General features: G+C 39.4%; 27 protein-coding genes and 1 pseudogene. All 28 read left to right on the forward strand.

All coding sequences use genetic code 11. The features are described from left to right. The coding region (locus PHO70_07265; GenBank protein MDD5432764.1) for an adenylosuccinate synthase at window positions 1-1,185 on the forward strand (1,185 nt) is incomplete at its 5' end. A 78-nt stretch (window positions 1,186-1,263) separates the two neighbouring features. After that, the gene (locus tag PHO70_07270; GenBank protein MDD5432765.1) at window positions 1,264-1,917 is read left to right on the forward strand and encodes an OmpA family protein; all 654 of its coding nucleotides are present in this window, start codon (window positions 1,264-1,266) and stop codon (window positions 1,915-1,917) included. A gap of 15 nt (window positions 1,918-1,932) precedes the next feature. After that, the gene (locus PHO70_07275) at window positions 1,933-2,322 is read left to right on the forward strand and encodes a hypothetical protein (GenBank protein MDD5432766.1); all 390 of its coding nucleotides are present in this window, start codon (window positions 1,933-1,935) and stop codon (window positions 2,320-2,322) included. A 131-nt stretch (window positions 2,323-2,453) separates the two neighbouring features. Next, window positions 2,454-3,482 carry a DUF4912 domain-containing protein gene (locus tag PHO70_07280; protein MDD5432767.1) on the forward strand — a complete coding sequence of 343 codons (1,029 nt, stop codon included), beginning with the start codon at window positions 2,454-2,456 and terminating at the stop codon, window positions 3,480-3,482. Window positions 3,483-3,563: 81 nt separating this feature from the next. After that, window positions 3,564-5,144, forward strand: a complete 1,581-nt coding sequence (locus PHO70_07285; GenBank protein MDD5432768.1) for a DUF1957 domain-containing protein — start codon at window positions 3,564-3,566, stop codon at window positions 5,142-5,144. A gap of 96 nt (window positions 5,145-5,240) precedes the next feature. Beyond that, window positions 5,241-5,957: an isoprenyl transferase gene (locus PHO70_07290; GenBank protein ID MDD5432769.1), complete on the forward strand. Its 717-nt coding sequence runs from the start codon at window positions 5,241-5,243 to the stop codon at window positions 5,955-5,957. After that, on the forward strand, window positions 5,944-6,753 hold the full coding sequence (locus tag PHO70_07295) for a phosphatidate cytidylyltransferase (protein MDD5432770.1): 810 nt from the start codon (window positions 5,944-5,946) through the stop codon (window positions 6,751-6,753). Before PHO70_07290 ends, PHO70_07295 begins: the two co-directional genes overlap by 14 nt. Continuing rightward, window positions 6,750-7,907 carry a 1-deoxy-D-xylulose-5-phosphate reductoisomerase gene (locus PHO70_07300; GenBank protein ID MDD5432771.1) on the forward strand — a complete coding sequence of 386 codons (1,158 nt, stop codon included), beginning with the start codon at window positions 6,750-6,752 and terminating at the stop codon, window positions 7,905-7,907. The genes PHO70_07295 and PHO70_07300 overlap by 4 nt, the downstream gene beginning before the upstream one ends. Next, window positions 7,907-8,986, forward strand: coding sequence for an RIP metalloprotease RseP (rseP, locus tag PHO70_07305; protein MDD5432772.1), 1,080 nt, complete (start codon window positions 7,907-7,909; stop codon window positions 8,984-8,986). The genes PHO70_07300 and rseP overlap by 1 nt, the downstream gene beginning before the upstream one ends. An 11-nt stretch (window positions 8,987-8,997) precedes the next feature. Continuing rightward, complete coding sequence (gene ispG / locus PHO70_07310; GenBank protein ID MDD5432773.1) at window positions 8,998-10,059, forward strand: flavodoxin-dependent (E)-4-hydroxy-3-methylbut-2-enyl-diphosphate synthase; 1,062 nt, start codon at window positions 8,998-9,000, stop codon at window positions 10,057-10,059. A gap of 2 nt (window positions 10,060-10,061) precedes the next feature. Then, window positions 10,062-11,312 carry a proline--tRNA ligase gene (proS, locus tag PHO70_07315; protein MDD5432774.1) on the forward strand — a complete coding sequence of 417 codons (1,251 nt, stop codon included), beginning with the start codon at window positions 10,062-10,064 and terminating at the stop codon, window positions 11,310-11,312. Then, window positions 11,305-11,769 carry a ribosome maturation factor RimP gene (locus PHO70_07320; protein MDD5432775.1) on the forward strand — a complete coding sequence of 155 codons (465 nt, stop codon included), beginning with the start codon at window positions 11,305-11,307 and terminating at the stop codon, window positions 11,767-11,769. Before proS ends, PHO70_07320 begins: the two co-directional genes overlap by 8 nt. A 103-nt stretch (window positions 11,770-11,872) precedes the next feature. Next, window positions 11,873-13,066 (forward strand): transcription termination factor NusA, encoded by a 1,194-nt coding sequence (gene nusA / locus PHO70_07325; GenBank protein ID MDD5432776.1) that lies wholly within the window; start codon window positions 11,873-11,875, stop codon window positions 13,064-13,066. A gap of 30 nt (window positions 13,067-13,096) precedes the next feature. Beyond that, the gene (gene infB, locus PHO70_07330; protein ID MDD5432777.1) at window positions 13,097-15,319 is read left to right on the forward strand and encodes a translation initiation factor IF-2; all 2,223 of its coding nucleotides are present in this window, start codon (window positions 13,097-13,099) and stop codon (window positions 15,317-15,319) included. A gap of 1 nt (window position 15,320) precedes the next feature. After that, entirely contained in the window at window positions 15,321-16,301 is a 981-nt protein-coding gene (gene trpS, locus PHO70_07335) for a tryptophan--tRNA ligase (GenBank protein MDD5432778.1), read from the forward strand. A gap of 2 nt (window positions 16,302-16,303) precedes the next feature. Further along, on the forward strand, window positions 16,304-17,065 hold the full coding sequence (locus PHO70_07340) for a segregation/condensation protein A (protein MDD5432779.1): 762 nt from the start codon (window positions 16,304-16,306) through the stop codon (window positions 17,063-17,065). Beyond that, the gene (gene ruvB / locus PHO70_07345; protein ID MDD5432780.1) at window positions 17,031-18,080 is read left to right on the forward strand and encodes a Holliday junction branch migration DNA helicase RuvB; all 1,050 of its coding nucleotides are present in this window, start codon (window positions 17,031-17,033) and stop codon (window positions 18,078-18,080) included. The genes PHO70_07340 and ruvB overlap by 35 nt, the downstream gene beginning before the upstream one ends. Before the next feature lie 18 nt (window positions 18,081-18,098). Next, the gene (locus tag PHO70_07350; protein ID MDD5432781.1) at window positions 18,099-18,629 is read left to right on the forward strand and encodes an epoxyqueuosine reductase QueH; all 531 of its coding nucleotides are present in this window, start codon (window positions 18,099-18,101) and stop codon (window positions 18,627-18,629) included. Continuing rightward, a complete protein-coding gene (locus PHO70_07355) occupies window positions 18,593-18,832 on the forward strand; it encodes a DUF2905 domain-containing protein (GenBank protein ID MDD5432782.1) in 240 nt (79 codons plus the stop codon). The genes PHO70_07350 and PHO70_07355 overlap by 37 nt, the downstream gene beginning before the upstream one ends. Next, window positions 18,829-19,968, forward strand: coding sequence for a SpoIID/LytB domain-containing protein (locus PHO70_07360; protein ID MDD5432783.1), 1,140 nt, complete (start codon window positions 18,829-18,831; stop codon window positions 19,966-19,968). The genes PHO70_07355 and PHO70_07360 overlap by 4 nt, the downstream gene beginning before the upstream one ends. Beyond that, window positions 19,965-20,954 (forward strand): tRNA preQ1(34) S-adenosylmethionine ribosyltransferase-isomerase QueA, encoded by a 990-nt coding sequence (gene queA / locus PHO70_07365; GenBank protein ID MDD5432784.1) that lies wholly within the window; start codon window positions 19,965-19,967, stop codon window positions 20,952-20,954. The genes PHO70_07360 and queA overlap by 4 nt, the downstream gene beginning before the upstream one ends. Before the next feature lie 116 nt (window positions 20,955-21,070). Further along, on the forward strand, window positions 21,071-22,222 hold the full coding sequence (gene tgt, locus PHO70_07370) for a tRNA guanosine(34) transglycosylase Tgt (protein ID MDD5432785.1): 1,152 nt from the start codon (window positions 21,071-21,073) through the stop codon (window positions 22,220-22,222). A gap of 22 nt (window positions 22,223-22,244) precedes the next feature. Next, window positions 22,245-22,894, forward strand: a pseudogene (gene trmD, locus PHO70_07375) (tRNA (guanosine(37)-N1)-methyltransferase TrmD). 36 nt (window positions 22,895-22,930) lie between these two features. Continuing rightward, window positions 22,931-23,287, forward strand: a complete 357-nt coding sequence (gene rplS, locus PHO70_07380) for a 50S ribosomal protein L19 (protein ID MDD5432786.1) — start codon at window positions 22,931-22,933, stop codon at window positions 23,285-23,287. 72 nt (window positions 23,288-23,359) lie between these two features. After that, entirely contained in the window at window positions 23,360-23,989 is a 630-nt protein-coding gene (locus PHO70_07385; protein ID MDD5432787.1) for a ribonuclease HII, read from the forward strand. Next, window positions 23,982-24,359, forward strand: a complete 378-nt coding sequence (locus PHO70_07390) for a YraN family protein (protein MDD5432788.1) — start codon at window positions 23,982-23,984, stop codon at window positions 24,357-24,359. The genes PHO70_07385 and PHO70_07390 overlap by 8 nt, the downstream gene beginning before the upstream one ends. 30 nt (window positions 24,360-24,389) lie before the next feature. Continuing rightward, the gene (locus PHO70_07395) at window positions 24,390-24,953 is read left to right on the forward strand and encodes a cyclodeaminase/cyclohydrolase family protein (protein MDD5432789.1); all 564 of its coding nucleotides are present in this window, start codon (window positions 24,390-24,392) and stop codon (window positions 24,951-24,953) included. Next, window positions 24,931-25,782: a bifunctional 5,10-methylenetetrahydrofolate dehydrogenase/5,10-methenyltetrahydrofolate cyclohydrolase gene (locus tag PHO70_07400; protein ID MDD5432790.1), complete on the forward strand. Its 852-nt coding sequence runs from the start codon at window positions 24,931-24,933 to the stop codon at window positions 25,780-25,782. Before PHO70_07395 ends, PHO70_07400 begins: the two co-directional genes overlap by 23 nt. The last annotated feature ends 4 nt before the right edge of the window (window positions 25,783-25,786 follow it).

Here is a 25,786-nt window from a genome sequence, read left to right on the forward strand (position 1 = left end):
GGCGGGAGTAATGCGGGGCATACAGTTGTAGTCAAGGGCAATGAGTATATATTTCATCTTATCCCCTCGGGAATATTACATAAAGGAAAGATTTGCTGTATTGTAAACGGCGTGGTAGTTGACCCTGAGATGCTTGATAAAGAGATTAAAAGCTTAAGCCAATGGGGGATTAATATTGACGGCCGGCTTAAAATTTCTCCTTTAGCGCATGTGATACTGCCGTATCATCGGGTATTAGATAAGCTGCGAGAAACAAAAAGAGCGAATAAGATTGGCACGACCGGAAAAGGAATCGGTCCGTGTTACGCCGATAAGATCAACCGCTGCGGTATCAGGATGGTAGATTTGCTCAATAAAGAAGTCTTTAAAGAAAAATTAAACGATAATCTTAAAGAGAAAAATGAGATTTTTAAAAAGGTTTATAATCATCCGGGATTTTCCTTTGGAGAAATCTATAAAGAATATTTAGATTTCGGTAAGCTGTTTGAAAAGTATATTTTTGATACAGTGAAACTTCTTAACGAAGCAACTCTTGAAAAGAAAGATATCCTTTTTGAAGGAGCGCAAGGGACATTTTTGGATATTGATTTTGGAACGTATCCTTTTGTAACTTCTTCTTCGGCGATTTCCGGAGGGGCTTGTATAGGGACCGGTGTTCCTCCTGTAAAGATTGATAAAGTTATTGGTGTTGCAAAGGCTTATACTACAAGAGTAGGAGAAGGGCCTTTTCCTACTGAGTTTGTTTCTCCTTTTCAGGAATTTATCAGAAATAAGGGCCATGAATTCGGAGCGACTACCGGGCGCCCGCGCAGGTGCGGTTGGCTTGATAGCGTTATGTTAAAAGAAGCTGTTTTGTTAAATGGGATATCGGAGCTTGCAATAATGAAGATGGATATCCTTGAAGGCCTGAAAAGTATAAAGATCTGCACTGCCTATAAATATAAAGGTAAGCTGTTTAAGGATTTCCCTTATGATTTTGAGGCTTTGAAGAATGCCAAGCCTGTTTATAAAGATGTTCCGGGCTGGGATAAAACTGTAAATAAAACAATAAGTTACGGTAATTTAACTGCTAATGCTAAATCGTATCTTATGCGTATCAGTGACATGCTTAATACCAGGATTTCAATTGTTTCAGTTGGTTCTTCCCGCGAAGACACTATTTTCATCGGTAAAAACCAGCTGTAGATTTCTTATAAAATCTTTTCTTGACTACAGTTATAGCTTGTGTTATAGTAAATTTTCAAAGAAAAATGAGGAGGAAGTATGAACAATATTTTTAAAACAATAGTAGTAATTTTTATGGGTATTTCATTAGCCGGTTGCACCTTTATTTTCCAGACTGGCAGGCGTTCCGACGTAAAGAAAATTGAAGAACTTTCTTCAAAATTAAGCGAATTAGAGCAGGCGAAGAAGCTTCTTGAAGATAGGCTAAGCAGTGAAATTGGTGATCAGCAGGTTAAATTGCAGATGATGGAAAAAGGTTTGGTTATTACAGTTGTGGGAGACCTTGTGTTTGATTCAGGTAAGGCAAAGATAAGGCGTGAGGCCTATCCTATTATGGATAAAGTATCTGTTGTTTTGAAAGACAATGTTCCTCAGTATAACGTAGGTATAGAAGGGCACACAGATAATATTCCGATTAGATCTTCTGGTTGGAAAACGAATTGGGAGTTGTCAAGCGCCCGCGCTTTGAGCGTGCTGCATTACTTAGTAAATGAAAAAGGTATTTCTCCTGAACGCCTATCCGCAATTGGTTATGGGGAATTCCGCCCGGTTGCTTCAAATGACACAAAAGAAGGGCGTCAAGCGAATCGCAGGGTTGAGATTGTTATTTTGCCTCAACTTACAAAAGTTAAAGATAATAAGCCAGTCCAGGAACAACCTGTAATGGCTGAGCCTCAGGAAAATCTTAAATAGCGCTGGAGGTTTTTAATGGATGAGAATGCCAAGAATAAGGTTATTATTATCCTCAGTGTTTTAACAGTAATATTTTTTCTTGGGAGTATTAGTTCTTGCAGTAGTTCTTTTCGTAATAAGTCAGAGCGTGACAAAGAGATGGCTAAAAGGCTTGATTCGGAAGAAAAGCTGAACAAGTTTAACCAAGAGAGAATAACATTTTCGGATCAGATTAAGTCAAAAGATAAAGAACTTGAAGAAGAAAAAGCCGCAACGCAGGCAATGAAGAAAGCTTTGGTGCAGGAACAACTAGTCAATGAAAGTTTAAAAGAAGAACTTGAAAAAGTCACTAAAGTTAAAGAAGCCTTGGAAGAAGACCTTAAAGATGCTTTAACCGCGAAAAAAACAACTAAGCCTAAGAAATAATAAATAATGTAATTAGTTATTTTATTATGATGATGAAACGGTAGAGAAGCCAATGTTCAAATAAAGGGGAGTTTATCCCCTTTTTTATTAAATAAACAGAATAAGGTTTAGAGTTTCGAGGGAGGTGTTTTATGGCAATCTTACGCAAAATAAAAGAAAAATTGAGCGCGATAACAAAAAAAAGCGTTAAGAAACAAAAGGAAGTTGTTGGTAAGGTTACAAAAAAAACACCCGTTTCCGAAATGAAAAAAGAAATTTTTGGTGAGCATGTTACTGCTGTTGAGCAGTCAAAATATTCGCATCCAGAGAGCCATCGTGCAAGAAGGCCTATGCCTCAAGATCTTCCTTATCAATACGGTAAGGATAGAATTGTCTTAATGGTGCGTGATCCTTGGTGGTTGCACACCTATTGGGAGGTAACTGGCCCCACCTATGACCGCTTAAAAAACGATTTAAAGGATGATTTTTATAAAGCAAAAAGATTATTAAGAGTTTATGATGTAACCAATATTATTTTTAACGGATCAAACGCGCATAGGCATTTTGATGTTTATGTAAGCGAACAAACTACTAATTGGTATATTGATACTGCCGGGCCGGGCCGTTCTTGGTGCGTAGATTACGGGTTGTTGCTTCCCGATGGCAGGTTTATTACTATTGTCCGGTCTAATACAGTTGGTACTCCTATTGATGGGCCTTCATGGATAACAGATGAAGAATGGATGATCCCTGAAGAGATGTTCGCCCGGCTTTATGGTATGGGTTTTGGTTTGGGCCAGAGCTCACCGGTTGGTAAGGCTTGGCAGGAAAGAGTTAAGCAGGCTTTGTTTTCCGGAGTCCTGGCTTCACCTGGGATGGCTTCTATGGCAAGCCCCGTAAAGAAAGGTGAGAAAGAAAGAAAATTCTGGTTCGTTTTAGATTGTGAATTAATTGTATATGGCGCAACTGAGCCGGATGCGAAAGTTACTGTTCAGGGCAAAGAAATTAAATTACGGCCAGATGGCTCATTTACTTTAAGATATGCATTGCCAGATGGGAAGCAGGTTATTCCTGTTAAAGCGGTTTCTTCAGATGAGGTAGAAGAGCGTACGATCACGCCGATTGTTTCCAGAGAAACTAAATCAACAAATTTAGCCAAAGAATTCAGCAAAGAAATATAGGGGTTTATTCGTTAATAATTAACTTACACCCCGCGCTTATGCGGTGTTGCGCGGGTGCGCCCTTTCTGGGCTGGGAGAAAAATGAATAAAGGATATCTTTGTCTGGTTTTACATGGCCACCTGCCTTTTGTGAGACACCCTGAACACGAAAACTTTTTGGAAGAAGATTGGCTTTATGAGGCTATTACTGAGACATATTTACCTTTAATCTCGGTCTTTGAAAAACTAGTTGACGATGGGATTGATTTTCGTATTACTATGACTTTAAGCCCTACATTAATTTCAATGTTGAGCGATCCTTTGCTGCAGGAGCGTTATTTAAAGCATATTAATACGCTTATAGAGTTGTCGCATAAAGAAATTGAAAGAACAAATTGGCAGCCTAATTTCCAATCCTTAGCAATAATGTATCTGAATCTATTCTGTAAGGCCCGCGAAACTTTTGAGAAATACCATAGAAATTTAGTAAGTGCGTTTAAGCGGTTTCAGGATTTAGGTAAATTAGAGATTATCACCTGTGGGGCTACGCACGGGTATTTCCCTCTTATGGATGTCTGTAAAGAATCGGTAAGAGCGCAGGTTAAAGTAGCGGCTAATCATTATGAAAGCGTTTTTGGCAGAAAGCCCAGAGGGATATGGCTTCCGGAATGCGGGTATTATCCGGGGCATGATGAGATTTTAAAAGAAGCGGGAATACGTTTCTTTTTCTCCGACTCTCATGGAATCTTACACGGCACGCCTCGCCCAAAATATGGCGTATTTGCTCCTGTTTATTGTAAGGGAACCGGGGTGGCTTGTTTTGGAAGGGACCTTGAGTCAAGTAAGCAGGTATGGTCTTCAATAGAAGGATATCCGGGTGATTATAATTATAGAGAATTCTACCGTGATATCGGGTTTGATCTTGAATACGATTACATAAGGCCTTATATTCATCCGGACGGAGTTAGGATTAATACCGGGATAAAATATTATCGGATTACCGGGCCGGGCAATATAAAAGAGCCTTATAATCCGGAATGGGCAAGGGAGAGAGCAGCTCAACATGCGGGAAATTTTATGTTTAACCGCCAAAAGCAGATTGAGCATCTTAATGGTTTCATGCAGAAGAAACCTATTTTGGTTTCTCCGTATGATGCTGAATTATTCGGCCATTGGTGGTATGAAGGGCCCATGTGGCTTGATTATGTTATTAGAAAGATTTCTTGCGATCAGGATGAAGTGCGTTTAATCACTCCGAGCGAGTATCTGGAAGAGAATCCGCGCAATCAGGTTATCATTCCTTCAATGTCAAGTTGGGGTTGGAAAGGATATAGTGAAATGTGGCTGCAGGGATCCAATGATTGGGTTTACCGGCATCTGCATGCTGCTTCTGATAGGATGACTGAATTAGTTAAGAGTTTTTCTAATGCGGATGGCCTGTTAAGAAGGGCTTTAAATCAGGCTTTACGTGAGCTTTTATTGGCGCAAAGTTCTGATTGGGCGTTTATTCTGGGGACCGGCACGCATATAAGTTATGCTGTGCGGCGCACTAAGGATCATCTTTTAAGGTTTAACCGTTTGTATGATGATATAAAGTCAAATTTTATTGATGAAGAATGGCTTTCTGATATAGAGTATAAAGATAATGTTTTCCCGGGGATAGATTATAGAGTACATCAATAGAGGAGAGAAAACAGGAATGCTTTTTTCTTGAAGCGTCCGCCTAAATAACCCGACGGACGCTTTGCTCTTTACTCGTAAAGGTTAAAGTTAAATTAAATGAATATGAATGTACCAAAACATATAGCGATAATCATGGATGGCAACGGCCGCTGGGCAAAAGAAAAAAAGCTGCCGCGTATTGCCGGCCATCGGGAAGGCATTGAAAGAGTAAGAGAGACTGTAAAAAGTGCAGCCGAGTTGGGAGTAAAAGTAGTAACCTTTTTCGCATTCTCTACGGAGAATTGGGCAAGGCCCAAAAAAGAAATTGACGGGCTTCTTAAATTCCTGGATTATTTTTTAGAGCGTGAAGTAAAAGAACTGGATAAAAATAACGTGCGGCTTAAATTTATCGGGCGTGAAAAACCAATTCCCGAAAATCTTCTTAAGAAAATGCGCCAGGGGGAAGAAAAAACCAAAGATAATACGGGGCTTGTTATGGTTTTAGCTTTAAATTACGGCTCGCGGCAGGAAATAGTTGACGCGGCGAAGAAATTTGCATCATTGGTTAAAAGTGGGAAAAAAGAGGTTGAGGATTTGGATGTGGATTTATTTGGCAGCTATCTTTATACACAGGCCCTTCCCGATCCCGATCTTTTAATCCGCACAAGCGGAGAGATGCGTTTAAGCAATTATCTATTGTGGCAGCTTTCTTACGCGGAATTGTATTTTCCAAAGAAATACTGGCCGGATTTTAAGCGCTCTGATTTGGAAGAGGCGATTAAGGAATTCCAAAAAAGAGAAAGAAGATTTGGAGGGATAAATGTTGAAGAATAGGCTTTTTAGTTTTGTTATTCTTATCGGGATTATTTTCGGTGTTATTTTTGTTGACTGGCTTACCGGGGTTTTTGTTACCATTTTCATCGCATTCTCTTTGTATGAATTTTTTACCATGCTTGAGAAGAAAGGGCTTCATCCTTATAAGTATGTGGGTATTTTAATTGGCGTAATTATTCCTCTTTCTATGGTTATGCGTTTTGAGTTGACCAAGAGTTGGGAGCTTTTATTCGCAGTCGTTCTGCTTTTGTTTTTGTTCTTAATGCAGTTTAGGCGCAGGAAAAACCAGGGGGCTGTCGTAGATATTTCTACAACAATTTTTGGCATTCTTTATGTCTCATGGTTTTTTAGTTTTTTAATTAAAATCAGGTACCTCCCCGGCGGCCTTGGACTTTTGGGAGCAGTGTTGCTTATCACTAAATCAGGGGATATTGGAGCTTATCTTGTGGGGTCTCGTTTTGGAAAGACTCCGTTTGTCCCGCGCATAAGCCCTAAAAAAACAGTTGAAGGTGTTGTAGGCGGCTTAATCTTTAGTTGCCTGGGGGCATTAATAAGCAGGCCTTTTTTAAATGTCAATACTGAGAAGCTTATCCTTTTAGGTTTACTTTTTGGTGTATTGGGACAGCTGGGGGATTTGTCTGAATCTCTTCTTAAGCGCGACTGTGGTGTTAAAGATTCCGGAAAGATCCTTCCGGGAATGGGAGGGGTTCTTGATGAGATTGACAGTTTGATTTTTACTGCTCCTGTTTTTTATTTTTATATGAATGCAATATTGAATAATGGCTTAATTAAATGAAGCGAATTGCAATCTTAGGCTCAACCGGCTCAATAGGCAAAAGCACATTAGATGTAATAAGGGCGCATCCGGAAGAATTTCGCGTTGCGGCATTAACTGCAAATTCAGATACTGGAACATTAATGCGCCAGATTAAAGAGTTTAAACCGCGTTTTGTTTGTATTAATGACAAGTCGCTTGCTTTAAAGCTAAAAATTGTTGCTGGGAATAAAACAAAAGTCCTTTCCGGCGAGGATGGTTTATCGGAGATTGCAGGGGAGGGCTCAATTGATTTAGTTTTGCTTGCAGTCAGTGGAATCGCGGCATTAGGCCCTTTATTAAATGCAATTGAGCACGGGAAGAGTGTAGCATGCGCTAATAAAGAAGCCCTGGTTGCTGCAGGGGAAATTATAATGCGGCGTGCTAAAAAGAATAATGTTTCAATCATCCCTGTTGACAGCGAACAGTCGGCAATCTGGCAGTGCCTTTTGAATAATGATAGTTCAAAAATAAAAAACATTTATCTGACTGCTTCCGGAGGGCCTTTTAGAAAGGCAAGTTTAAAAGATTTAAGAAACGCTACTCTTGAACAGGTATTGAAACATCCGCGTTGGAAAATGGGGAAAAAGATTACCGTTGATTCGGCAACGTTAATGAATAAGGGCTTGGAATTTATTGAGGCAATGTTTTTGTTTAATCTTCGCCCGCAGGAAATTAAGATACTAGTGCACCCGGAGGCTTTTATACATTCTATGGTGGAATTTATTGATGGCGTTGTTATGGCTCAGTTATCCGAAACGGATATGCGTATTCCTATCCAGTATGCTTTATCATATCCTTTGAGGCTTAGTGGAAGCCATCTGCCGCACCTGGATTTTTATAAATTAAAAGAATTGCATTTTGAGAAGCCGGATGTTAAAAAATTCCCTTGTTTGGGTTTGGCATATAGAGCGGCAGTTGAGTTAGGGACAATGCCTGCTGTTTTAAACGCGGCTAATGAAGTTTGCGTAGAGAGATTTTTGGAAAGAAGCCTTAGGTTTGGCTCTATCCCTTTAGTAATTGAAAAAGTGATGGATAGGCATAAGAATGGGAAAAATCCTGATTTGGAAACCATAAAGCAAGCAGATAGCTGGGCTAGAGTTGAGGCTCAAAAAATAATTGAGGATAAACAATAATGATAACTTTGCTTATTTTTCTTGCGGTCTTAAGTTTGTTAATAGTAGTGCATGAATTCGGGCATTTCTTGGCAGCCAGATTAACCGGTGTCAGAGTGGAAAAGTTTTCTTTAGGTTTTGGCACGAATCTTTTAAAGAAGAAAAAAGGGCATACCGAATATTCTATTAGCGCTATTCCTTTGGGTGGTTATGTCAAGCTTGCAGGAGATAACTTGGAAGAATATAAAGGCAAGCCGTATGAATATTTGTCAAAACCAATCAGTAAGCGTTTTTATATTATATTTTGCGGGCCACTATTGAATTATGTTCTTGGTTTTTTATTTTTCTGGCTCATATTTTTTGTAGGTTATCCTTCCTTTACAACTAAGGTCGGCGGGCTTTTGGATGGGTATGGCGCTAAAAAAGCTGGGCTTCAGATTGGGGATAAGATTACTGCAATTGACGGCCAGAAAGTTGCATTTTGGGAGGAGTTGCAGAAAGTTATTCAGGAAAAGAACGAGTCAAATAATGTAAATTTAACAATCCTTAGGGATAGTAAAGAATTTAATGTTAGTGTTGCAATAAGAGAAACTAAACTAGATGATCAGCTTGGCTCAAAACGCAAAGTTGGGCTTCTCGGTATTACCCCTTTTGATGAAATTGTAAAAGTAAGGCATGGTTTTTTTGAATCATTTGTTTTAAGCCTTGAGAAAACATGGTTTTTAACAGAAATGACTTACAAGGGGCTTTGGAGGATGGTTACCGGCAAATTATCCGTCCGGGATTCGGTAACCGGGCCTTTGGGGATTTTTGACATAACTTCAAAAGCAGCCAAGGTAGGGCTAATTGCGATTTTGCAACTCGTAGCTGTTTTAAGCATAAGCCTCGGGATATTTAATTTATTGCCGCTTCCGGTTTTAGACGGCGGGCATATTTTTCTTTTAGGTATTGAGAAGATAAGAGGAAAGTATTTAGGCGTAAAAGCAGAGAGGGTTTTATCTCAAACAGGTTTTGTTCTAATAATATCCTTAGCTTTATTTGTGACCTATAACGATATCATGAGGATGTTTGGGGAGAAAATAGTCAAGTTTTTTAAGTAAGGTTTGGAGCAATGAAAATAGAAAGACGAAAAACAAAAATTATTAAAATTGGCGATGTTTCCATCGGCGGGAATCATCCGGTTGCTATCCAGTCTATGGTTAAAATTAAGACTTCAAGAGTTGAGAAAGTAGCTAAGCAGATTAAGGAATTGGAGGCCGCTGGATGCGAGATTGTGCGTCTTGCCGTAAAAGATCAGGATGATGCTTTGGCGCTAAGAGAAATTAAAAAATACTCTTCTATTCCTGTGGTTGCAGATATCCATTTTGATAAAAACCTGGCTTTGACTGCAATTGAAAGCGGGGTAGATAAAATAAGATTAAATCCCGGCAATATCTATAAGAAAGAGCATGTTAAAGAGGTTATCCTTGCTGCAAAGTCAGCCGGTATCCCTGTTAGAGTGGGGGTAAACTCTGGTTCAGTTCGCGGCTCTCAAGATAGCAGGCAGGTCCAGAGGATGCTTAAGAGCACGGTTAACTATATTAAGATATTAGAGTCTTTGAAATTTTATAATATCGTTGTTTCTTTGAAGGCATCAAATGTTTTGGATACGATAGAAGCTTATCGCAGGATATCCAAGCTTATTGATTATCCTTTGCATCTGGGGGTTACGGCTACCGGTTCTCCATATAACGGCGCTATTAAATCAAGCATCGCTTTAGGGGCTTTGCTTTTAGGCGGGATCGGTGATACAATTAGGGTATCTTTAACGGATCATCCCGTGCAGGAAGTGATTGCCGCAAAGAATATTTTGGAATCATTGAACCTGCGCAACTTTGGGCCGGAGATTATCAGTTGCCCTACTTGTGGCCGCTGCGAAGTTGATTTAGCTGGCATTGTAAAGAAATTAGAGGAAAAATTTTCAGTTATGCGTTCTGTCCCGGGCGCTAAACGATTAAGAGTGGCGGTAATGGGTTGCGTGGTTAACGGTCCGGGAGAAGCCCGCGAAGCTGATATCGGGGTTGCCTTTGGTAAGAAAGAAGGTTTGTTGTTTAAGAAAGGAAAAGCAGTAAGAAAAGTTTCTTATGATAAATGCGTTCAAGTTTTACTTGATGAGGTTTTAAGGGAGAGTTAATTATGCTTTGGTCAAAAACATTTATTCCTACACTAAAAGAAGCGCCTCAGGAAGCAGAGTCTATCAGCCATCAACTTCTTTTGCGCGCAGGTTTCGTACGTATGCTGATGGCAGGTGCTTATACATATTTGCCTTTAGGCTTAAGGGTATTGACTAACATTGAAAGAATAATCCGGGAGGAGATGAATTCATGCGGTGCCTCCGAATTATTAATGCCGGCGCTCCAGCCTCAAGAATTATGGCAGAAAACAGGAAGAGATAAAGATATAGGCGAGGTAATGATTAAATTTGTAGATAGAAGAGGTAGAAAAGTCTGCTTAGGCCCTACACATGAAGAGATTGTCACTGATTTAGTCCGAAGCAGTGTTTCGAGTTACAGGGATTTACCTTTAGTTTTATACCAGATACAGACTAAATTCCGCGATGAGATGCGCCCGCGCTTTGGTTTGGTGCGCGCCTGCGAATTTATTATGAAAGATGCTTATAGCTTTGATAGGGATGATGCCGGACTTGATAAGAATTATCAGTTAATGTTTGAGGCTTATAAAAGAATATTCTTAAGGTGCGGTTTAGGTATCGTTACGACAGAAGCGGATTCCGGTGTTATGGGAGGAAAGGTCTCCCACGAATTTATGGTGCCGGCAAAAGACGGAGAGGATATGGTTTTAGTCTGTCCGCAATGCAAGGCTGCCAAGACATTTAAAGAGGAAGAAAAGGATGTTTGCGCTAAATGCAATACCAAAATGAATAAGTTAAATACGATTGAAGTAGGGCACATTTTTAAATTAGGGACAAAATACAGTTCTCTTTTAGAGGCAAACTTCCTTGATGCAGACGGTAAATCCAAGCCCATCATAATGGGTTGCTATGGGATTGGCGTCTCAAGGCTTATTTCTGCGATAATTGAGCAGAATAATGATGCAGATGGTATTATCTGGTCCAAAGAGACAGCTCCATTCCAGGTGATTTTGGTTCCTTTGGATGTTACGCAATCTGCAATTATGGATTTGGCAAATAGTATGTATAAGGAATTAGAAGAAAAGAATATCAGTGTTTTATTGGATGACCGAGACCAGCGAGCAGGGGTTAAGTTTAAAGATGCTGATATCTTAGGTATTCCCCTGCAGGTAATTATTGGCAAAGATTATTTAAAGAATAATACGGTAGAATTAAAAGTACGTAAGACGAAAGCTAAAATTATCAAATCAAAAGAGGAAGTTTTAAACCAGATTATAGGAGAGATTCATGGATAGGGATCAATTAACCGCGCAATTACAGGAGATTACCAGAGATTTTCTTAAAGATAGAGAATTGGATTTAGTGGATCTTGTGTGTAGGTATGAAGGTAATGAATTGACCGTGAGGATTTTAACGGATAGGTTTGAGGGAGGGATTACTGTTGGAGAGTGCGCAAGCGTTAACAAAGAACTTGGGCTTTTACTTGATGAAAAGGACATATTGCAGGAAAGATATGTTTTAGAGGTATCCAGCCCCGGTTTAGACAGGCCGCTTTCAACTAAGAATGATTTTCTAAGGAATAAAGGGAAGTTGGTAAAATTCTTTCTTAGAGAGGCTGTGGGCGGAAAGATTGAATGGGATGGAGTAATTCTAAGGATAGAAAATGAATCTGTCTTTATTCAGTTAAAAAATGGCTCAACGCTGGAATTGCCATTAGCCGTGATTAATAAAGGGAAAAGAATATTAGAGTAGGATAAATAAGACAGTGATCTTGCATAGATTGTTGTTTTAGAATTGTTAACCCCTGTTCCTATCGGATGGAACAGGGCGGGCTGGTGCCCAGGGAGAGGTTATCATGAGTCAGGAAATATTAGCAATAGTTGAACAGATAGAAAGAGAAAAAGGAATAAAAAAAGAAGTTTTGGTTGAGGCGATAGAGAGCGCTCTTTTAAGCGCGGCAAAAAAAGTAATTGATGTTAAGCCGGATGATGAGCTAACTGTGGAGTTTGATTTAAATTCCGGTAAGATCCGCGCTTTTCGGAATAAAGAAGAGATTACTTCTATTGATTTCGGCCGTATTGCCGCTTCCACCGCCCGCCAGGTGATTATTCAGAAATTACGCGAAGCGGAAAAAGATGTTGTTTTCGGAGAATTCCAGAGTAAAGTCGGAGAAATCGTAAGCGGGACAGTATATCGTTTTGAAAAAGGTAATATTGTTATCGATCTTCTAGGCAAGGCAGAAGGCCTTCTTTTGAAACGCGAGCAATCCCCTAAAGAGGAATTCAAGCAGGGGCAGAGGATTCGTGCTTTCATAGTTGAAGTAAAAAAAGACGCAAAGGGCCCGCAGATAATACTTTCCCGCGCCCATGCCAATTTCGTAAAGAAATTATTTGAGTTGGAAGTTCCGGAAATTTATGAAGGTATTGTTGAGATTAAATCTATTTCCCGCCAGCCGGGGGATCGCACTAAGATTTCTGTTTGCTCAAAGAATGATAAAGTTGATTCTGTGGGGGCTTGTGTCGGTATGCGCGGTAACAGGGTGAGGAATATTGTCAATGAATTGCAAGGAGAAAAAATTGACATAGTCCGTTATAATGAGGATATAAAAGAGTATATTAAAAACGCCCTTTCTCCAGCTGAAGTTTCTGAGATAAAGCTTGATAAAGAGAAGATGAAGGCTGAAGTTATTGTTGCTGATGATCAGCTTTCTCTTGCTATCGGAAAGCATGGGCAAAATGTCAGGCTTGCTTCAAAACTAATTGGATGGGAGTTGGATATCCGTACAAAGACCACCTCTGCTGCAGCAGGAGCAAAAAAAGAAGAGGCTAAAAAGGAAGTTGTAGAGCAAGCGCAAGAAGTAAAGGAAGGAACGTCTATAGAAGAACTTCCGGGAGTAGGAGAAAAAACACTTTCTAGTTTAAAAGACGCCGGAATTAATTCGGTTGAAGATATTTTAAATTCAAACCCTGAAGATCTGACAAAGATAAAAGGTATTGGCCAGAAGAAGGCTGAGAAACTGATTGAAGAGGCCAAGAAATTAAAAAAATAGATTTTAAAAGCCACAAAAAGGAATAAGCAAATGGTAATATCAAAAAAAGAAAAAGTTGTTTTAAAGAAAACTGTTCATGATAAGGAAAAAAAGACGGTTAAAAAAACTGTTAAGGTGAAAGTAGTAAAGAAGCCGGCTAAGGCTGTTGCTGCGCCGAAAATAAAGAAAATTGTTTTGCCTAAACAGAAAGAACATATTAAGAAAGAACCGGTAAAGGTTGCCGTGAAAGAACAGGTTTCTCCAAAACCCGTTTTTGCTAAGAAAATAGAAGTCGAGGTTCTAAAGCCATCGCCTGTTGTTGAAGAGCCAAAGAAAATTATTAAAGAAACCCCAAGTCCTGTTGTTAAGGAAGAAGTAAAGAAAACTTCTTCTCAGGTCCCCCCTAAAATTACTCCAAAGGAGCAGGTACATACAAAAATAGCTCCGGCTAAGCCTAAGATAGAAGAAGTAAAAGTTGCCCCTCCGGTTCCGCCGGCTCCAGTGGTTGATTTAAGGCAATTAAAAGAGATAGAGATAGAATTGCCAATTACTGTCAAAGACCTTTCGATAAGGCTACAGGAGAAACCTTCTATTGTAATTAAGAATCTAATGAATATGGGGATAATGGTTGGCATTAACCATTCGTTAGATGAGGAAACCGCTGTAAAAATCTGTGATAAATTTAATTGTAAAATAAAGAAAGCCCCGGACCAGGAAGAATTGGCTTTAGGGGTTCATCAGGAAGCAGAAAAAGCAGAGAATCTTCATCCAAGGTCTCCGATAGTTACTTTTATGGGCCATGTTGACCACGGTAAAACGTCTTTGTTGGATGCAATCAGAAAAACTAAAGTTGTTGATAGCGAGCACGGAGGGATTACTCAGCATATCGGAGCATACAAGGTTAGTCTTCCACACGGAGAAATCACATTTTTAGATACTCCTGGGCACGAAGCGTTTACTGCTATGCGGGCCAGGGGGGCTAGTATTACAGATATTGTAGTCTTGGTAGTTGCCGCGGATGATGGCATTATGCCTCAGACGCAAGAAGCTATTGACCACGCCAAGGCTGCGGGGGTACCGATAATTGTTGCGGCGAATAAAATTGATAAACCACAAGCAAATCTTGACAGGGTAAAAAAACAGCTGGCAGAATTTGATCTTCGTTCGGAGGATTGGGGCGGAAAAACTATTGTTGTCCCTGTTTCTGCAAAGACCGGGGAAGGAATAGATAGTTTGCTGGAAATGATCCTATTAGAGGCCCAGATGCTTGAATTAAAAGCAGATTCCAAACGCCTTGCCCGCGGAATTGTAATTGAAGCTAAGATGTCCAAAGGCAGAGGCCCAGTGGTTACGCTCCTTGTAAAGAATGGCACGCTTCATTTGAATCAAAACATTATCGTTGGCAATCTTTACGGGAAAATTAGGGCGATGTTTAATGATAGAGGTGCTTCGGTTACCCAGGCAGGGCCAAGTGCGCCGGTTGAAGTCCTTGGTATCTCAGGTATCCCTGAAGCTGGAGAACAATTCTTTGTTATTAGTGATGAGAAGCAGGCAAAAGAATTAGCCGCCTTACGCATGGAAAAAGAGAGGCAACAACAGATAAAAACTGTAAAAAGAATCAACCTTGAAGATTTGCATGCCCAAATCAGCGCGGGCAAGCTAAAAGAGTTAAAGATTATTATTAAAGCTGATGTGCAGGGGTCTCTTGAGGCGATCAAGGATGTATTAAGCAAGCTTGATGTCCCCGAGATTAAAGTGGATATTATCCATATCGGGGTAGGAAATATAAATTCTTCGGATGTAATCTTAGCTGTTGCATCAAATGCGTTAATAGTAGGTTTTAATGTTATAGAGGATGATTTGGCTAAAGAAGCAGCAGTAAAAGAAGGCATTGAAATCAGGAAATATAATATTATTTATGAGCTTGGGAATGAAATTAAAGCAGCGGTTGTAGGTATGCTTGAGCCGAAACTTAAGAAAGTTTTCTTAGGCCGTGCTGAGATAAGAAAAGTCTTTAAGCTATCGCGCTCCGGGATAATCGCCGGTTGTTTTGTAACTAAAGGGAAATTCCATCGCAACTGCAATGTAAGCTTGGTAAGAAATGGCGAGGTAATTTTTGAAGGCAAACTTTCTTCTTTGAAGCGGTTTAAAGACGATGTTAAGGATGTGGCGGAAGGTTTTGAATGTGGGATGAGCATAGCAGGGTATGATCAAGTGCAGGATGGCGATATTATAGAAGGATACGAAATAGAAAAGATATTTAGGAAAATATAATATGAAGAAAAGAATACTTAGCGGCATGCGTCCGACTGGGAAGCTTCATCTGGGGCATTTAGTAGGCGCTCTTGATAATTGGAAGAAACTACAAGATGAATACGAGTGTTTTTTTATGGTGGCTGATTGGCATGCTTTGATGGGTGAATATGAGAATACGGAAAATTTAAAAGATAATGTGATTGATAATGTGGTTGATTTCCTTGCGTGTGGGATTGACCCTAAAAAAGCACATATTTTTATTCAGTCTCATGTAAAAGAGCACCTGGAGTTATATATGGTTTTCTCTGTGATTACTCCTTTAGGCCTGCTGGAGAGATGCCCAACTTATAAAGAGCAGTTGCGCGAGGTTACCAACCGCGATTTAAGCACGTATGGTTTCTTAGGGTATCCGGTTTTGCAGGCTGCCGATATTTTGCTTTATAAAGCGGAGGCGGTTCCTGTCGGTGAAGACCAGCTGCCGCATCTGGAACTAACCAGGCAGATTGCCAGGAAATTTAATAATATTTTTAAAAAAGAAACCTTTGCTGATCCGCAGGCTCTTTTAACCAAGTCAAACCGTTTGTTGGGCTTAGACGGCAGGAAAATGAGTAAGAGCTATAATAATTACATTGCTCTTTCTGAAGAACCGGAAGTAATACGTAAGAAAATAAAAAGCATGTTTACCGATCCTTTACGGATTAAACTTTCTGATCCCGGGCATCCGGAAAAATGCAATGTGCATAACTATTATTCAGTATTCTTCCCCGAGAAAAAGAAGGAACTTGATGAGAAGTGCCGCAGGTCGCAAATTGGGTGTACTGAATGCAAAAAGGAATTATCCGAGCTGCTCATTAAATTCTTAGAGCCTATCCAGAAGAAAAGGCACGAATTATTAAAAGATAAATCAAAGATAATGGATGTATTAGAGCTTGGCGAAAAGAAAGCAAAAGAGACAGCTTGTGCTACGATGGATGAAGTAAGAAAGTTGATTAATCTGTAAATATGGGATATAAAATTAAATTAGAAATTTTTGAAGGCCCGTTGGACCTTCTTTTATATTTGGTAAAAAAAGACCACTTAAATATTTATGATATACCTATAGCAAAAGTAACCGAGCAATACATGCAGTATTTAAATCTTATGCAGCTTATGGATTTAAATATTGCTGGAGAATTCTTGGTTATGGCAGCGACCCTTATGCAGATTAAATCAAAGATGCTGCTTCCTGCGCCTGAAACTCCAACCTTAGAGGAAGAAGAAGACCCGAGAGAAGAGCTTGTTAAGAGGCTTTTGGAATATGAGAGGTTTAAGCAAATAGCTGAATCGCTGCGTGAAAAAGAGAATATGCAGAAAGAAGTCTTCAAGCGCCCAAAGATTGAAATAGAAAAGGAATTATTTACGGAAAAAGACGTTTATTTTGAAGCAAGTATCTTTGATTTGATTAATGCTTTTTCTCAGGCACTTAAAGACGTGCCGAAGGAATTATTCTATGAGGTTATAAAAGATGAATTTACCGTTGAGCAGAAGGTTCACGAGCTTTTGCATCTTTTGTTGGTAAATTCCAGTATTCGGGTTTCCGAGTTATTTAAGAAATCAAAGAATAAGATAGAGATCGTAGTTACATTTTTAGCCGTGTTGGAATTAATCAAGATGCGGGAGATTGTCGCCGCGCAAAAAGATCTTTTCTCCGATATTGAGATCTTAAGAAATAAAAATAATATTATTCCCTATGAACAACGAGCAGACGAGACAAGCGCTTCTTAAGGGTAACCCCGTAGTTGCCAATATCAAGGAATCCGAAGAGGATGTAGTTTTGAATATGTCTCTTCGCCCGAAAAAATTGGGGGATTTTATCGGCCAGAAAGAAGTAGTTGATAATCTGAAAGTTTGTTTTACTGCCGCAAAACAAAGAAAAGAACCTCTCGAGCATGTGCTTCTGTCAGGGCCTCCGGGGTTGGGAAAGACTTCACTGTCCCATATAATTGCACATGAGATGGGTACAAAGATTACCGCGACAAGCGGGCCTGCAATTGAACGCGCAGGCGACTTAATTGGCATTCTTACCAACTTGGAAAAGGGAGACGTTCTTTTTATTGACGAAATTCACCGGCTTTCTAAGGTAGTTGAAGAATTTCTTTATCCGGCAATGGAGAATTTTCAGATTGATTTTATTATTGATAAAGGGCAATTCGCGCGAACGATAAAATTTAATTTAAAACCTTTTACTTTAATCGGGGCTACAACCCGCACAGGACTTTTAGCTGCCCCGCTTCGTGGAAGATTCGGGATATTTTATAACCTGGATTTCTATAAAGTAGAGGATTTAGCTAAGATTATTAAGCATTCTGCAAAGTCTTTGGGTGTAGAGATAGATGATGAAGCAAGTCTTGAAATTGGCAGGCGCAGCAGGGGCACTCCTCGTGTTGCCAATAGGCTTTTGCGTCGCATAAGAGATTATGCACAGGTAGCTAACACAAAAAAGATTGATTGTTTGATTGCATCAAAAACTTTGGATGAGCTTGGTATTGATAAGGCCGGGCTTGATGATTTGGATAGGAAAGTGCTAAAGCTAATCTTGGATTCTTATAGCGGGGGTCCCGTAGGTATTGAAGCTTTGGCAGCCAGCCTTAATGAGGAAGTTGATACGGTTGCAGATACTGTTGAGCCGTATCTGCTTAAGGCCGGATTCTTGAAGCGCACCTCGCGTGGAAGGCTTGCCACTAAGCTTGCATTTGAGCACTTCGGAAAAAAATACGAAAAACAAGAAGAGATGTTTTAAAATAACTAAGAGACAGGGATGAAAATACTATTACATACCTGCTGTGCGCCTTGCTTAATCTATCCCTTGGAGATATTAAGGGAAAATAATTTTACGGTAGTAAGTTATTTCTATAATCCTAACATCCATTCTTACGCAGAATTTGAAAAAAGAAGGCAGGCTGTAGATTCTTTCGCGGGAAATGAAAAGATTGATGCGGTTTTCCCGCCTTACAATCCGATTGAGTTTTTCCACGCGGTCTATCAAAAGGAGATCGGCAAAGAAAGATGCTCAATCTGTTGGCGTTTACGCCTTAATAAGACAGCTCTTGCGGCTAAGGCTTTGGGTTTCGAATATTTTACAACTACAATGTTGGTTAGCCCCTATCAGAGTCAGGAGATGCTTAAGGAAATAGGCGAGGATATCGGAAGGAAAGAACAGGTTAAGTTTTTCTATGAAGATTTCCGTCCGGGTTTCCGTAAAAGCCATGATCAAGCAAAGGCTAAAGGCATATATTGCCAGAAATATTGTGGATGTATTTTCTCGGAGATCGAAACTTGCAAGAAATAGCCAAGACAATAATTTTACTCGGGATTATCTTAATTGCGATTGGAATAATTCTTTTCTTTGGCAAGAATATCCCTTTTATCGGAAAGCTTCCAGGGGATATTTGCATCCAGAAGAAGAATTTCACCTTTTATTTCCCCGTAGTTACATCTATTTTAGCGAGTGTGGCTTTGTCTCTAATTCTCTGGTTTTTTAACCGAAAATGAGAAAGATTAGTGTATTAGTATTTATCCTGATTGTTTTCTTGCAGGTTTCTTTGGGTTTTTGTTTCGCCAAAGAGCCGAATCCTGTTCGTGTAGCTATAGCACAGGATATTTCTGCTTTAAGAATTAAGATTGAAGGTTTTTACGAAGTAATTAATCCAAAAACTAACAAAGTTTTATACCGCGGCAGGCATTTGAATTCTACCGCAACCGTTTATAAAGGCGGAATTTTGCTCGCTAATGTAAGGCCAAAGTCAGATAGGCTTTTTATCAGGACCTACGATCCCGATGAGATTATTATAAACGGAAGAAGGTTTAGAGGGGATATTGAATTGATCAAAGCTCCGGATGCGCATTTATTAGCGATTAATCACATCGGTTTGGAATCGTATGTTAAGGGGATTCTTTTCCATGAGGTTTCGCATTACTGGCCGGTTGAAGTTTTAAAAACACAGGCGATTGTCTGCCGTTCTTATGCCTTATATCAATGCCAGGAAAACAAAAATAAAGATTTTGATGTTACCAATGATACATATTCTCAGGTTTATGGCGGGTTGACTTCCGAGAGATTGCGAACAAGTAAAGCAGTTGATGAAACTAAAGGAATGGTTTTATTTTTTAATGGTAAGATTCTGCCTGCTTTTTTTCATGCTACCTGCGGAGGTTTTACGGAGAATGTTTCAGCGCTTTGGAACCTGCAAAATTCCGCGTTAAGCGGGGTTAAATGCGATTTTTGTAAAGAATCACCGCATTTTAATTGGCACTGTTGTTTATCAGCAAAAGAAATTGAGGAAAAATTATTAAAAGCCGGAATTAAGATCCAAGGCATAAAAGATATATTAGTGGTAAGTAGGAATAATTCCGGCCGCGTTGTGAATCTTAAAGTAACCGGTAGTGAAAAAGAAATGGATATTTTGGCTAAAGATTTCAGGAATATTATTGGTTCAAATATTATAAAAAGCACAAATTTTAATGTTACTTCAGTAAAGGGAGATTTTATCTTTGAGGGGCTTGGTTGGGGCCATGGTGTTGGTTTGTGCCAATGGGGCGCATATTTTATGGCAAAGCAAGGGTCTAAATTTGAAGAAATTCTTAAGTTCTATTATCCCGGAGCAGAGATCATCTCGATTGGACAATGAAATTAGCTAACTTTGATTATAATTTACCTAAAGAATTAATCGCGCAGCATCCTTTAAAAGAAAGGGACAGCGCAAAACTTATGGTCTTAAACCGTAAGGACAAAAGCATAGAGCATTGTGTTTTTAAAGATATAGTTAATTATTTCCGCAAAGAAGATTTAATTATTTTAAATGACACAAGGGTTTTATCTTGCAGGTTAGAAGGTAAGCGTTTAACAGGAGGCAGGGTTGAGGTTTTATTATTAAATCAAGAGAAAGGGATGACTTTTAAAGCCATGATTAAGCCTGCAAGGTTAAGATTGAATGAAGAAATCAAATTTAACAATGGCTCTCTTGTTGGAAGGTTAACTGAAAGAAACAGGATTAGTTTTAGCGCAAATTCCGTCCAAGAGGTTTATTCTCACGGCCAAGTCCCGCTTCCTCCTTATATAAAAAGAATTCCTGATGAATCTGATAAGGATTATTATCAGACTGTTTATGCGATTAAGGATGGAGCGATTGCATCTCCAACTGCCGGGTTGCATTTTACTAAAGAATTGATGAAAGATATTCAAGGTTTAGGAGTAAATTTTGCTTCGCTTACTTTGCATGTCGGATTAGGTACTTTTAAACCGGTAAAAACCGATAATATAGAAGATCATATAATGGAGTCCGAATTGTTTAATATTCCTGATAAGACGATAAAGTGTTTGGAGAAAGCGAAAAAAAATAACGCGCGTGTTTGCGCGGTAGGAACGACTAGCTTACGCAGCCTTGAAACTTATGCTTTGGGATTAAGAGACGGCGTTACCAATTTATATATTACTCCCGGTTTTAAGTTTAATCTTGCGGATTGCCTTTTAACGAATTTCCACCTGCCTTGCACTACACTTTTTATGCTGGTGTGTGCTTTTGCCGGGGAAGATTTCGCAAAGAAAGCTTATAAGATTGCAGTAGAGAAGGAATACAGGTTTTATAGTTATGGCGATGCAATGTTAATTTTATAGAGTAAGCTGATGAATTCAGCGGGTGACGCCGAGACGGGGCAACCCCACCGGCGCAGTGGGCGAGCACGGTGGGGTTGTCTCGGCGGCAGGACCCGCTGGATAATGAGCTATTAATTATGTTTAAAGTAGATTATCAGGAAAAAAATTCAAAAGCAAGGCTGGGTTCTTTAATGACTGCGCATGGGGAAATTAAGACCCCATGCTTTATGCCGGTAGGTACTCATGGGACGGTAAAAGGCATATCACAAAGGACTCTGATTGAGTGCGGAGCGCAAATTATTCTATCAAACGCGTATCATCTTTTTTTGCGCCCGGGAATGGATATAATTAAAAAGGCCGGGAGTTTGCATGATTTTATGTCTTGGGAAAAACCCATACTTACCGATAGCGGAGGTTTCCAGATCTTTAGTTTAGCTTTTTTAAGAAAATTAACTGATGAAGGTGTAAGTTTCCAATCGCATTTCGACGGGAAAAGCCATTTTTTAAGCCCGGAGGATGTGATTGAGAACCAGAGAATCTTGGGCTCAGATATTATGATGCCTTTGGATGAATGCGCTCATTATCCTTGTGAAAGAGACCATGCAGAAGTAGCAATGGATAGGACTATTAATTGGGCTAAGCGTTCAAAGCAGGAATTTCTTAAGCGGGAAAATTCTTATAGCGGAAAAAGCCAGTTACTCTTTGGCATTGTGCAAGGGGCAACTTACGATGATTTACGAAAGGAATGCACTGAAAAACTTATTGATATAGGGTTTGACGGCTATGCTATCGGAGGAGTTTCTGTCGGAGAGCCGAGTAGTTTAATATATGAAACAATAAATACTTGTTCTTCGTTCTTGCCGCAGGATAAACCGCGTTATGTTATGGGTATTGGCTACCCGCAGGATTTGCTTGAAGGAGTGGAGGCGGGGATGGATATGTTTGATTGTGTTATACCTACACGTTACGGGAGAAATGGCACGGTTTTTACAAGTAATGGCAAAATGGTAATCAGGAATTCTCCCTATATAGAAGATTTTAGGCCGATAGACGAGGATTGCGATTGTTATGTCTGCAAGAATTACACCCGTGCTTATATCCGCCATCTTTTTAATGCTAAGGAGATGTTGGCTTTAAGCCTTGCTTCGCTGCATAATATTTATTTTTTTCTTAATCTTATGCGTAAGGCCCGGGAAGCGATAGCTAAAGATAAATTTTTAGAGTTTAAGAAAGATTTCTTAAGGAAGTATAATAGCAGTGATGATGAGAGGAAGGAAGATGAGGATTGATATAATTACAATTTTTCCCAAGATGTTTGGCCCTATTTTAAATGAATCAATTATTAAACGGGCGCAGAACAAGGGGAAGGTTGAAATCAATATTTTAGACCTTAGGGATTACACCTCTGATAAACACAAAAAAGTTGATGACCGGCCTTTTGGCGGTGGAAGTGGCATGGTTTTGTCCCCAGAGCCGATATTTAAGGCGGTGGAGCATATAAAGGCACAAGGCCACAAGGCTACCAAGTCACATGTGGTTTTATTGTGCCCGCAAGGCAAGGTTTTGACTCAAAATGTCGCAAAAAACTGTCAAAACGCAAACATTTGGTTTTAATCTGTGGCCATTATGAAGGTATAGATGAGAGGGTAAGGGAAAAACTCGTTGATGAGGAGATTTCTATAGGCGATTATGTCTTAACTGGCGGAGAATTGCCGGCAATGGTTTTGACGGATTCTGTTGTGCGGCTTCTGCCCGGTGTGCTGGGAGACAAAAATTCCTTGAAATTTGAGTCATTTGAGGGTAATCTATTAGAATATCCGCACTACACAAGGCCCGCTGTTTTTAGGGGTTTAAGTGTGCCTCAGGTGCTTCTCTGTGGAGATCATAAGAAAATTGAATCATGGAGAAAGGAACAAGCTGTAAAAAGGACCAGGCAGAGAAGGCCGGATCTGCAAAAATAAAGTTTATTAATCATTAACAAAACTAGGGAGAAAAGAATGGAAAGAATAAAAATGATTGAAGCAGGGTTTGCCAAAAAAGATGTCCCAGCTTTTAATGTTGGAGACAATGTAAAAGTTATGGTTAAGATACCGGAAGGCCCTGATAAGGTGCGTTTGCATCCCTTTGAGGGCGTGGTTATTTCAAAACAAGGCACTGGGATCAACCAGAACTTTACCGTAAGAAAAGTTTCTTATGGAGAAGGTATTGAACGCGTATTCCCTTTGCATTCACCCAGTATTGAACGAATTGAAGTTTTACGTTCAGGAAAAGTTAAGAAAGCAAAGCTGTTTTATTTAAGAGGCAAGGTTGGAAAGCGTGCAACAAAGATTGAATCCAAGGAAGAAAAAGCGTAATTTTGCTTTACCCCCACACCTTGTTAAAAATATTAAGATGTTATTTAGGATAAATTTAAGAATTATTTCTGTATGACTGTAAATTTAAAACAAGGTGTGGGGGTTTATTACGAACGCAAACTTAAAAAGCAAGGGTACGATTTAATTATAGGTGTAGATGAAGCAGGCAGAGGCCCTCTGGCAGGCCCTGTGGTTGCTGCGGCAGTTGCATTAAAAACCTTCCATTTTAAAAATCGCATAGATGATTCAAAGAAGCTTACCTCCGATTTAAGAGAAAAGGCTTTTTTGGAGATTATCAAGAAATCTATATTTGGCATAGCAATAATCAATGAGCAGATTATCGACCGCCTTAATATCCTGGTTGCAACACGCATAGCTATGGAAGAGGCGGTTAGTTCTTTGTTAAAGAAAGCCAGCTGTTTAGGCTTAAAGAAAACCCATGTTATTGTAGATGGCAATATGAACCTTGATATAAAACTGCCAAATACTGCTATTATCAAGGGGGATGCGAAATCAAAGAGTATTGCTTCAGCATCAATTTTGGCTAAGGTAACCCGCGACCGGATAATGAATATTTATGATAAAGTGTACCCTCAGTATGGGTTTGTAAAGCATAAAGGTTATCCAACTTGCGAACACAGGGCCACCATAAAGAAAATCGGTTTATCTTTAATCCACAGAAAGACTTTTTCAAGTGTCTGATAATTTAATCTTAGGGAATAAGGGCGAAGATTTAGCCGCCGGTTTTTTAAAAGAAAACGGTTATAAGATTATCATCCGTAATTATAAATCAAAACTTGGTGAAGTTGACATTGTGGCTTTTGATAAAGATGTGCTTTGTTTCATTGAGGTTAAGACGAGGAATTCATTAGAGTTCGGCTTGCCGAAAGAAGCGGTTTCACCTTTTAAGCAAAGGCAGCTTGCCAAAGCAGCATTGCTTTTCCTGAAAGAAAAGAAGTTCTTAAATAAAAAAGCGCGTTTTGATATTGTTTCTGTTTTGTGCTCTCAAAGCTCTCCAAAGATAGATTTGATTAAAAATGCATTTGAATTGGATGAAAGTTTTTCTTTGTAATGAACGAAAAAAACGATATAATCAATTCCTATGGATTATAAATCCCAATCTCTAGAAAAGTATCTTGTTGATTTAAGCGCTAAGCTTCCTGCTCCGGGAGGCGGGTCTGCCAGCGCACTTTCTGCGGCATTAGGCGCTTCCTTAATCAGCATGGTAATTAATTTTACAATCGGTAAGCCAAAATATGCTGCATTTGAAACAGACCTCAAGAAAACTCTTAATAAATCCGAAAAACTAAGAATTGAATTCTTAAAATTAGTAGATTTAGATATCGTTGCATATAAAAGTAAGAATTTAAGGGATTCTCTTAATGTCCCTTTTATGATCTGCAGGCTTTGTTATGAAGGCCTTAAGTTATGCCCAGCCTTAATAAAGAAAGGTAATGTCAATTTAATCAGCGATGTGGCAGTTGCTGCAGTATTGTTAGAGGCTGCATTCACCAGTGCATATTTTAATGTTGAGGTAAATTTAAAAAGTTTAGGGGATGAAAAGTTAGCGCAATCAATGAGAAAAGAATTAAATTTAGCCGGCAAGAATATAAAAAAAGTTAGAAAGCTTACGGAGGAGAAAGTTGGCAAGATTATTAGAGGGTAAGCCGATTGCTGAGGCGATAAAAGAACAAATTAAGAAAGATGTCCTAGCGTTAAAAAATAGGCCTGTATTGGCGAGCGTTATGGCCGGGGATAATGCCGGGGCAGAGGCATATGTTAAATCGCAGAAAAGAGCTGCAGAAAATTTGGGGATAGATTATCAACTCCATAAACTATCAGCTGATACCACTGAAGAATCTCTAATTTCATTTATTCAGAAACTTGATTCTGATAAATCGATTAATGGTATTATTGTCCAAATGCCACTTCCAGCACAGATAGATTATAAAAAAATAAGCCAATATATTTTACCCGAAAAAGATATTGAAGGGATGAATCCAGCAAATATCGGAAAGATTTTAGTTGGGATTTTATCTGGTAAGGCTAAAATTATCCCTTGTACAGCGGCAAGTGTTATGGAGTTATTAAATAGCACAGGTGTAGATTTATATGGTAAAGAAGTTGTTATCGTAGGCCATAGCGAGATTGTAGGAAAACCTTTAGCGCTTTTACTTTTAGAAAAATTCGCTACAGTAACGGTTTGCCATATCGGGACAAGCAAGGCTGGTAAGTTAGAGGAACATGTAAAGAAAGCTGAGGTTTTAATCGTTGCAGTGGGAAGAGCTGGTTTAATCAAGGGCGATTGGGTTAAGGAGGGCGCAATTGTTGTTGATGTTGGTATAAATCGGGTTGCTGAAAAGATAGTCGGTGACGTTGAGTTTGAAGCAGCTGAGAAACGGGCTTCCTATATTACGCCTGTTCCCGGTGGAGTAGGCCCGTTAACAGTCACAATGTTAATGCGTAACCTAGTTGAGGCAGCAAAACTGCAGTAAGGAG

It is taken from the genome of Candidatus Omnitrophota bacterium (genome assembly GCA_028715415.1).
Classification (GTDB): domain Bacteria; phylum Omnitrophota; class Gorgyraeia; order Gygaellales; family Profunditerraquicolaceae; genus JAQURX01.

Coding starts and splice junctions, on each gene's coding strand:
- PHO70_07270 (MDD5432765.1), top strand. CDS start 1,264: ATGAACAATATTTTTAAAACAATAGTAGTAATTTTTATGGGTATTTCA.
- PHO70_07275 (MDD5432766.1), top strand. CDS start 1,933: ATGGATGAGAATGCCAAGAATAAGGTTATTATTATCCTCAGTGTTTTA.
- PHO70_07280 (MDD5432767.1), top strand. CDS start 2,454: ATGGCAATCTTACGCAAAATAAAAGAAAAATTGAGCGCGATAACAAAA.
- PHO70_07285 (MDD5432768.1), top strand. CDS start 3,564: ATGAATAAAGGATATCTTTGTCTGGTTTTACATGGCCACCTGCCTTTT.
- PHO70_07290 (MDD5432769.1), top strand. CDS start 5,241: ATGAATATGAATGTACCAAAACATATAGCGATAATCATGGATGGCAAC.
- PHO70_07295 (MDD5432770.1), top strand. CDS start 5,944: ATGTTGAAGAATAGGCTTTTTAGTTTTGTTATTCTTATCGGGATTATT.
- PHO70_07300 (MDD5432771.1), top strand. CDS start 6,750: ATGAAGCGAATTGCAATCTTAGGCTCAACCGGCTCAATAGGCAAAAGC.
- rseP (MDD5432772.1), top strand. CDS start 7,907: ATGATAACTTTGCTTATTTTTCTTGCGGTCTTAAGTTTGTTAATAGTA.
- ispG (MDD5432773.1), top strand. CDS start 8,998: ATGAAAATAGAAAGACGAAAAACAAAAATTATTAAAATTGGCGATGTT.
- proS (MDD5432774.1), top strand. CDS start 10,062: ATGCTTTGGTCAAAAACATTTATTCCTACACTAAAAGAAGCGCCTCAG.
- PHO70_07320 (MDD5432775.1), top strand. CDS start 11,305: ATGGATAGGGATCAATTAACCGCGCAATTACAGGAGATTACCAGAGAT.
- nusA (MDD5432776.1), top strand. CDS start 11,873: ATGAGTCAGGAAATATTAGCAATAGTTGAACAGATAGAAAGAGAAAAA.
- infB (MDD5432777.1), top strand. CDS start 13,097: ATGGTAATATCAAAAAAAGAAAAAGTTGTTTTAAAGAAAACTGTTCAT.
- trpS (MDD5432778.1), top strand. CDS start 15,321: ATGAAGAAAAGAATACTTAGCGGCATGCGTCCGACTGGGAAGCTTCAT.
- PHO70_07340 (MDD5432779.1), top strand. CDS start 16,304: ATGGGATATAAAATTAAATTAGAAATTTTTGAAGGCCCGTTGGACCTT.
- ruvB (MDD5432780.1), top strand. CDS start 17,031: ATGAACAACGAGCAGACGAGACAAGCGCTTCTTAAGGGTAACCCCGTA.
- PHO70_07350 (MDD5432781.1), top strand. CDS start 18,099: ATGAAAATACTATTACATACCTGCTGTGCGCCTTGCTTAATCTATCCC.
- PHO70_07355 (MDD5432782.1), top strand. CDS start 18,593: ATGTATTTTCTCGGAGATCGAAACTTGCAAGAAATAGCCAAGACAATA.
- PHO70_07360 (MDD5432783.1), top strand. CDS start 18,829: ATGAGAAAGATTAGTGTATTAGTATTTATCCTGATTGTTTTCTTGCAG.
- queA (MDD5432784.1), top strand. CDS start 19,965: ATGAAATTAGCTAACTTTGATTATAATTTACCTAAAGAATTAATCGCG.
- tgt (MDD5432785.1), top strand. CDS start 21,071: ATGTTTAAAGTAGATTATCAGGAAAAAAATTCAAAAGCAAGGCTGGGT.
- rplS (MDD5432786.1), top strand. CDS start 22,931: ATGGAAAGAATAAAAATGATTGAAGCAGGGTTTGCCAAAAAAGATGTC.
- PHO70_07385 (MDD5432787.1), top strand. CDS start 23,360: ATGACTGTAAATTTAAAACAAGGTGTGGGGGTTTATTACGAACGCAAA.
- PHO70_07395 (MDD5432789.1), top strand. CDS start 24,390: ATGGATTATAAATCCCAATCTCTAGAAAAGTATCTTGTTGATTTAAGC.